This is a genomic window from Bacteroidia bacterium (assembly GCA_026932145.1).
Taxonomy (GTDB): Bacteria; Bacteroidota; Bacteroidia; order J057; family JAIXKT01; genus JAIXKT01.
Genome location: JAIXKT010000038.1, coordinates 11167 through 20397, shown reverse-complemented (window position 1 = coordinate 20397; position 9231 = coordinate 11167). Strand labels below are relative to the sequence as shown.

Here is a 9231-nt window from a genome sequence, read left to right as displayed (position 1 = left end):
TTTCAACATTCATACAGCTAAATTAATGATATCCTTGCGTAACATCAGTTATTAATTTAAATGCACATTCTGCTCATAATATATATCCTAACGGCGATGATTTTTACTATTTTGATAGCAATCGTAAAAGGTTTTACTATGGAACTAATGTCCTTTTTGAATCGGATAAATTATTGCGTGGTCTTTCTGTTACAGATAACTATTTTTATATAGGTGGAAGTGATATATGTTTTGACGGTTTTAAACGTTTTTCAAGCAATCCAAGTATTTATATTTTGGATAAACAAAGAGCAAAGCCCATAGAAATATACACATTTAGCGGACTTGGAGATATGTATGAAATTAGACAGTTAGATGATGTTGATTTTTCTTTGTCTGATTCTAAAAATAAATAAAATTACTAAAATGGAGAATGACTTCGCAGAAACAAAATATGGTAACTTTGTTAGAATCCCCATTGGAAACTTCACAATGGGAAATGATAAAACCTATACTTCCTACTTTGGTAAAAAGAGGAGAGAAAGACCACAATCACGTAAAGCACATCGAGTAAAAATTTCAAATGAATTTGCTGTTTTAGAGACACCCGTGACAGTGAGTCAGTATAAATTATTTGTTACAGAAACAAATAAAACGACCAAACATATTCATTATAAATATCTTGCTAATAAATTTGAGTTAAAAAAATGGTACATGACTGACAAATTAGTAAATTCATCTAAACCAAAATGGAAAGAAACTGAATTACAAAAGTTAATCATTGACCAAAAATTTGCGGCTTACCCTATTGTTGGACTTTCTTATTACGATTGTTTAGAATATTGTGAATGGCTTTCTGTTAAATTAAATTCAACTATTAGGTTGCTAACAGAGGCAGAATGGGAATATTGTTGTAGAGCTAACGAAGAAGGTGTATTTTATTGGGGCAATGACATCCGTAAAGTGTTAGAGAATTCTTGGTGTTGTCTTAATTCTGAATTGGAAATTCAAGAAGTCAAAAAATTAAAGCCGAATAATTGGGGGCTTTATGATATGACAGGCAATATTTGGGAATGGTGTTTATGCAGATATAGCCAAAATTTTTATAAATATTCGCCATTGGAAAACTCCTGTTGTGTAAATAAAAATTGCAAAAGATTTGTCATTCGGGGTGGTAGTTCTTTTAATAAAGCCGAAACTTGCCGCTCAACACATAGATTTGGTTTAAAACCAGAAGTAAGAAGCGAATATTTAGGTTTTAGAATTTTAATGGAGTTAAAATGATTTATCTTGTAGGTATAGGACTTGGCAGTAGCGCAGATTATCTGACATTAAAAGCATACCGTATTTTAAAGTCGGCTGATGTTGGTGTCTATATCGGCACTATGATTGAGCAAGAAATAAAAGAATTATTCCATTCAAAACAACTATACGTTGGAAAGGAATTAACGATTGAAATGGTAAAAACTTTTATAAACAAAGCCCAAAACAACCATCAAAATTTGGCTCTTATGTTGCCAGGAGATGTTCCGTATTACACAGGGCAAGTAAATGAGCAGTTTTGTCTGGGTGATTGGGTGGATTGGCTTACCAAAAACGACATTCAATTTGAAGTGGTTTCGGGCATAAGTGCTTTTACGGCTTTGGTTTCTAAATTAGGTGTAGATGTGGTGCAATTTTCAAATAATCAAAATATTTACACAACAAGCATTGAGCGATTAAAAGAACTCAATAAGTTTGATGCTGAACATTTTGAAATGGTGCTTTCTACAAAGCCAAACCTTGTTTTGTATCAATCATATAGAGAATGGAATAAAATTAAATCATTGATTGACAAATATTATGATGATAGTGCGAGGATAATTTTTGCCTATAAAATATCTTATCCAGACGAAATTATCATAGACACAAATCTTGGTAATTCTGAAAGGGATTTGGCTGATAAAAAAATTGACAAACACACTTTAATTTTAATAATTTCGTAGATATGAAGCAGTTAATGAATACTGAAGACTACAATTCATACAAAGAAAAGCAATGGAAAAATGTGGATAGAGTGTATGAACTGAAACTTTTTTTCAAAGCATATTAATTGCTTATTAAAACATTTAAAATATATTAAAACTAATGAATATCAGAATCAAGTTGAGTTAGCGAAGGGTTTTTTTGGTAAAATTGGAACAAATCAAATCTCTAACATCATAAACAATGAATATGGAAAATAATTTTCAAAGTGCTTTAGCGGAATTCGTCACTATTCCAACAATAGCCAATGACAAAGAAGCAAATCAATTGGGAATTGATTTTGTGAAAAACATTTTGAAGCCCTTAGGTTTTGAAATTACAACAGAGGGCGAAAGTCCGTATCATCAACCTGTAATCGTAGCGAAATACACGAATGTAAAGAGCGACAAAAAAGTGGTGCTGTACGGACATTACGATGTAGAAAAAATCAAAGGTTGGGAAAAGTGGAACACACCACCTTTTGAATTGGTTGAAAAAGACGGCAGACTTTATTGCAGAGGAATTGCCGACAACAAAGGGATTTTATTGACACGACTTTTTGCAATTAAAGAAATGTTTGAAGCAGGCGAAGAAATTCAGAGTATCCTTTGGATAATTCAAGGCGAAGAGGAAGTTGGCGGACAAACGCCTTTTGAAGTAATTCCAAAACACTTTGCTGAATTTGGTTCAAAGATTTATTTGGAAGAAACAGGCGTTCACAAAAACAACAAAACGCCCGTAATTTTTCATTTGCCAAAAACAGAAACGCCACCAGCATTTTTAGACAGTTTGAACAATGCGATTTATTCAGGCAAAGCGATTTTTGAAAACAGAAATCTGAATAAGTTCAGCAAATGCCCATTCTTACACAACATTCCCGAAAATGGTTTTTACATCGGTTTTGGACCGAATGACGGCTTGTGTAACATTCACAAAGACAACGAAAGTTTGGACAAACAGAATTTGGAACAGCACAAAGATGTTTTCAAAAATTTCATTCGTTGGGTAAATCTAACAACCATTAATTAAACGATGTGCGGAATAGTTGCAATAATAGGAAGCAACAGCAATGTTGAAAATGCTTTGAATAAAATCAAGCATCGTGGATTGGACTCAACTAAAATTTTGAATTTTGAAAATGTTTCAATCGGTTTTAATCGTTTGGCAATTAATGATAAAACAGAAAACGGAACTCAACCTTTTGAGTTCGGCAACTTGATTGGTGTTTTTAATGGCGAAATTTACAATGCTAATGAATTACGAAAAGAGTTTTCTATTGAAACAAAATCCAATTCAGATACGGAAATTATTTTGCCTTTGTTTGAAAATTTAGGTAGTTCCATTATTCATCATCTTGACGGTTTTTATTCGGGAATTATCTACAATAAAGAGAATAAACAAACATTTTTGTTGCGAGATTATATTGGCAAAAAGCCTTTATTTTTTGGCACTTCAAATAATGATGGTTTTGTTGTTAGTGAATTGAAAGCCGTTGATTTCATTGACGATTTTCAAATTGTCCCGAAAGGTTTTTCAGAGCTGAAGAATGGAAAAATCAATTTGCTTGAAAAACATCAATCTATTTTGGTTTCCAAAGAAGCGTTGAAAGAAATGCTTGTTGAAGCAGTTAGAAAACGTATTCCGAAAAATGAAAAACAATTTGGCGTTTTTCTTAGTGGTGGTTTAGATAGTTCAATTATTGCGAGCATTGTAGCCAAACACGCAGAAAATGTAATTTATTACACGCTTGGAAATACTGATGATTTGAGTTATGTCAATTTACTTACTAAGCAATTAAACCTAAAAATCAAAAATGTTGAATTACCTAAATCAAACGAATTGCCAGAATTGATTGATAAGGTTGTTTTTCACACCGAAAGTTACAATCCGTCAATTATCAGTAATGGTTTAGCAACTTATTTACTTTCAGCAGAAGCACACAAAGATAATTTGAAAGTTGTTTTATCGGGCGAAGGAGCGGATGAATTATTTTGCGGCTATACAATTTCTAAAAATGTCAATGAATGGTTTGAAAAGCGTACTGAACTCATAGAAAATATGCACTTCACAGAATTGCGTAGATTGGATTTAGCTTCAATGGCTCATACGATTGAAATTCGTTGTCCATTTTTGGATAGAAAAGTTTATTCAATTTCTAAAAATTGCACAGCAGAAGATTTGATAAGTAATTTTCAAGGAAAGCAAATTTTGAGAAAAGCGTTTAAAGACGAGTTACCAAATGAAATTGCAGAACGAAACAAAATGTCTTTTGATGTTGGTTCGGGAATTAGAAAAATGGTTGTTGAGTTTCTGACACAAAATGGAAAAACCGAAAAAAAACGATTAAAAGAAATTTGGAACAAGCATTTTCAAAATGCATTGTCGGATAATTTCTATTTTCATTCTTACCCAACATTTGACAAAGCCATTGAAAAGCGTGGTATTTCGCACAAAACGAATGAACTTGAAAAAATTGAAAGTTTGCTTTTGAGAGAATTTGAAACAGTTCCGTTTCACAATCTTTTTATGCTTAACGACAAGAAAATTATTGCATCTGAAATGGGCGGAACATGTTCGGACAAAGTTTTGCATTTTCAAAAAATACTTTCCAAAAATGGTGTTTCTTCAAAATTACATTCAGCATTTATTAACGGTGTTGAATGCCACCGAATGCTTTCTGTTGAAATTAGCAATCAAAAATACTTTATTGACGTGGGTTCGGGTTGGGCAAGCACAAAACTTTTCCCCGCATTTGAGCCCATAGAATATTCTGTTTTTGGAATGACGTTCAAAACAGAACTTTCAAATGACAACTTGCTTTTGTTTCACAAGACAAATGACGAGTTTAAATTAATGATAATAATTCCTTTGCATAGCAAAGACGAAGACAAAATTCTGCTTGACATTGAAAATCGTTTTGACAACAAAACTGTTTATCCGTTTCAGAATAGTTTACGTTTTTCAAAAGTGATTGACAATTCTTTTTATTTCATAAAAGGCGACAAATTGCGAATTTTCAGTTCAATCGGAATTGTAGAAAAAATATTAATTGAAACTGAAATAGAAAATTTGATAAAAGATACTTTCAAATTTAATTTAGATGGGTTAAAAATCAACGCAAAACTTGCTGAAATTGCAGTAATTATTGCAACAAAAAACAGACCTTTTTATTTAGAAGAACGATCTTTGAAAAGTATTATCGCTCAAAGTTTAAAGCCAAATCGTATAATTATTGTTGATGATTCAGACAAGCAAGATTCTATAAGTAAAAACAAAATCATAATTGAAAATTTCAAAAATCAGGCCCCAAAAACAAGTATAAATCACATACAAAATCACAGAACGAAAGGTGCATCGGGAAGTTGGAATAGTGCAATTGACTTTCTTTTATTGCAAAATCAATCTCCCGAAAATACATTTATTGCAATTCTTGATGACGATGACGATGACGAATGGTTGCCCGATTATCTGAAATTTTGCTTTCAAAGGGCAGAGCAAAAATCATTAGATATGGTTGCTTGTGATTTTTATAGAATTACAAATCAAAAAGAAATAAATGAAGCTCCAAGCAAACTTTCGACAAATGATTTTTTAATTGGAAATCCAGGCATTCAAGGTTCTAATATTTTTATTCGATTGTCCTGTTTTTTAGAAGCGGGTTGTTTTGACGAAAACTTGAAAAGCAGCACAGATAGAGATTTATGTATTAGAATAGCAGATTTGGGAGATGTTCGTTACGAACGGCTTAGCGTTCCTTTGATGAATCATTTTGCAGAAAATGACAGAAATAGAATTAGCAATCCAAATTCAGAAACAAAAATTTCAGGATTAAATCAATTTTGGCTCAAACATTCTAAACGAATGTCTATTGAACAAAAGGAATACTTCAAAAAGAGAGCAAAAATCCTTTTTAATTGGGAATCGTCAGAAATAACTTTAAAAAACGAAGTTGTTGATTTTAAAATTATTGAGAATGAAATAAATTTTTCGCTTTTAGTTGGAGTTATTTGTTCAAGTTACAAAATAATAAATCCATTACTGATTCAGTTGGAGAAATTACAACATGAAAGTTTTATTGACCGAGTTCAAGTTTTTTTGTTTGAAAATAATTTATCCATTGAAGATAAAAGCGAAATAATTCAAAGCACTAATGAAAAACCGCTTGAAATAGTTTTTATTACTGCTCAAATGCAAGACGAATGGATAAAAAAAGGATTCTTCAAGAATTTCTCTCGAAATAAAAACAATATGTTTAGCATTGCACAAGCAAGAACAATGTTACAAAAATATGTTGGGGAAGTAATGAAGAAAAATACTGATACTATTACTTGGATTTTAGACGAAGATATGCAAATTACACAAAGTACTTTACAAGGTTTAAAAATTCTTCCCAAATTAAAAAATAGTGATATTGACATTGTGATTGGGAAATCCGAACATTCTTCGCCAAATCCTCCAATCAACGGTGTTCGAATTCAATTAGTAGATTTTTGGCAAAACTTGTGTTGGCTATTAAATCAAAAATCAAATGAAATTTTGCCCGATATTTCAAACGAAAACGACTTTTTGATAAAGAAATATCCTGATTATTACTACGACTTGTCAAGAAAACATTCGGGACATTTGGAACATCCATTTTGGATTAAACCAAATTCTGAAAATGAAACCGTAGAAGAAGCGATAGAACGATTATGTAAAGATGTTATTGAAATTTTTGGTGGAACTCCGCTAACGAGACCATTAACAACTGTATATTCAGAAAACATTTTAGATTCTGTCAAAGATTCTGTAAATCGTGGTGGGATTACTTTTATTTTTAATGCTGAAGCACTAACAGATACGCCAAATTTGAATATTGAAATTAACGGTACCGATGTTAGGCGTTCAGATATGATTTGGGCGATTATCAATAAACATTATCGGAAAATGATAATCAAAGCGGTTAATATTCCCATTTTCCACGCTGGTAAGGAAATATCAAACGCTACGATTTTTGATATTGATAAATTAAGAGAAGAAATTTTAGGCTCAATTTTGTATGCAGGATTAACGGATTTTCTAAAAATGAAACCCAAACATTCTCTAAATTTTACAGAAACAGAAATTTTAGAAATCACACAAAACATTGAACAACATTTACACCAGCGAATGGTACTTTTGCAGCAAACATTTTATAGAGCAAGAGGCATTTCCAAAAGTATTAAAAATTTGGAAATTTACACTCAAAACGACAAATTAAACAAACTAACGGAAACCATTGAACAAGTGTTTAATGAGGAAAATTTTAAATTGATAGAACAAAATGTAAATACATTTTCTTTTTTGTCCTTGTCTAATTTTCTAAATTCAATGCGAAAACAATCTGATAACTTTAAAGAAATAACTATTTTATGACATATAACTTTGAGAACTATTGCATTCTTCCAACAGATTTTGGAGAATTTCATTTGTACGATACGAAAGATGAAAATGTGCGACTTATTTCGTTTTCTCCTATTGAAAAAGTAGGAAATAATCCATTGTTGAGAATCCATTCCTCGTGTATTGCATCAGAAGTTTTTGGTGCAAGAGATTGTGATTGTGCCGATCAATTACGTGAAGCAATGAAACTTATTGCAAATGAAAGCAGAGGATTGATTATTCATATTCACCAAGAAGGCAGAGGACACGGATTGTCAAAGAAAATTGAAGCGGTTTCTATTATGCAAAAACACAAATGTGACACAGTAGAATCTTTCATTCAGCTTGGATTAGAACAAGATATAAGAGAATATGACGTGCCTGTAACAATTTTAAAAAGTTTAGATATTACTTCGGTTCGGTTAATTTCAAACAATCCTTTAAAAAAGAATTTTCTAACCAAGCACAACATTGCAGTAGAAATTATTCACACGCACCCAAAAATCAGAGCAGAAAATAAAGATTATTTATTTTCAAAAAATGCAAAATTAGGACACTCATTGCCACTTAACGAAGAAGAAACGACAGAAGTAATTCAATTTTATCATTCAGACCAAAAATGGGGCGAGTTTGCCAATTTTTCAAAACACGCAATTTATTTAGATGAGAAAATTTGGAAAACGGTAGAGCATTTTTATCAAGCACAAAAATTTCACAATACTAAATTTGAAGAAATAATTAGATTAACAGATACGCCAACACTAGCTAAACAAAAGGCTTACGAATTTCTAAAAAAAAATCCTGTTCTAAATTGGAACGATAAAAAGGAAGAAATTATGTGGAGAGGATTAAAAGCGAAATTTACTCAACACCCCGAACTTCAAAAATTACTTTTTTTAACAGAAAATAAAATTCTTGTAGAGCGTACAGACTTTGATAATTTTTGGGGAGATGGAAAAGACGGAAAAGGTAAAAATCGCTTAGGTCGTTTGTTGATGCGATTAAGGTCAGAACTCAAAGGAAAAAATATTGAAATAATAGAAACCCATAGAAAAAATATTGAAAATTATTTTAATATCCAATCTGAATTAAAACTACTTGGTAGTGGAGCAGAGGGTACTGTATTTACGGACTATAAATTTGTGTATAAATCATTTTTAGGGATTTTTGACCACGAATGGAGCTTTTTGAAAGAAAAATCAACGTGTTTTGGCAAAAACGACATGCTTTACGAGATTGATTTTTTTGAAAATGACAACTTTAAAATTATCCGTTATGAGTACCAACCTTCAAAACCACTTGTAGAGATAAATCCATCATCACTTATTGAATTTTTGAAATTTAGTAAACTAAACAATTTTGTTTTCGTCAATATAAAACCAAATAATTTCATACAGACACTTTCGGGGCAAGTGAAATTGATTGATTATGGTAGGTCAATTGAACCTTTTACGGAAGAAAATTTACAAAATGCCACAAAGCGCTCCTTTTTACTTTGGAAGAATCCAACAATGAAAAATGATGATTTTCAAAGAATAACACCGAAAATAAACAATGGTGAAGTACCAAATGAAATAATCGGTTGGGAACAATTTTGGAATGACTTGAATAATTTATAATATATGAACCACTATTGTCCGATAAAAAATTGTGAGGGTTTTTTCTTTAGAAATTACCCTCACTTGTTTTTAGTAGCTTTACAGTAACAAAACCTAAATCTACTATGAGCAAAAGTACACATTTTTTTGGCACCTCGGTTCTCGGACAGCTGATTTCTCTAATTGATGATTACATTGAGCCTGTTGCACGACAAAAAGAATAAAAATATTTAACTATTTGATTTTGAAT

Annotated in this window: 6 protein-coding genes; all 6 read left to right on the top strand. The window is 31.4% G+C overall.

Annotated features, from left to right (window positions below; translation table 11 throughout):
- The first annotated feature begins 173 nt into the window (after positions 1–173).
- The 6 genes from LC115_08850 to LC115_08825 all read left to right on the top strand — a co-directional run bounded on the left by LC115_08850 (position 174) and on the right by LC115_08825 (position 9002).
- Positions 174–395 (top strand): hypothetical protein, encoded by a 222-nt coding sequence (locus LC115_08850; GenBank protein MCZ2356776.1) that lies wholly within the window; start codon positions 174–176, stop codon positions 393–395.
- A gap of 10 nt (positions 396–405) precedes the next feature.
- The gene (locus tag LC115_08845) at positions 406–1263 is read left to right on the top strand and encodes a formylglycine-generating enzyme family protein (protein ID MCZ2356775.1); all 858 of its coding nucleotides are present in this window, start codon (positions 406–408) and stop codon (positions 1261–1263) included.
- Positions 1260–1964: a hypothetical protein gene (locus LC115_08840; GenBank protein MCZ2356774.1), complete on the top strand. Its 705-nt coding sequence runs from the start codon at positions 1260–1262 to the stop codon at positions 1962–1964. Before LC115_08845 ends, LC115_08840 begins: the two co-directional genes overlap by 4 nt.
- A gap of 229 nt (positions 1965–2193) precedes the next feature.
- A complete protein-coding gene (locus tag LC115_08835) occupies positions 2194–3012 on the top strand; it encodes a M20/M25/M40 family metallo-hydrolase (protein ID MCZ2356773.1) in 819 nt (272 codons plus the stop codon).
- Positions 3013–3015: 3 nt separating this feature from the next.
- Positions 3016–7377, top strand: a complete 4362-nt coding sequence (locus LC115_08830; protein MCZ2356772.1) for a glycosyltransferase — start codon at positions 3016–3018, stop codon at positions 7375–7377.
- Entirely contained in the window at positions 7374–9002 is a 1629-nt protein-coding gene (locus LC115_08825) for an NADAR domain-containing protein (protein ID MCZ2356771.1), read from the top strand. The genes LC115_08830 and LC115_08825 overlap by 4 nt, the downstream gene beginning before the upstream one ends.
- The last annotated feature ends 229 nt before the right edge of the window (positions 9003–9231 follow it).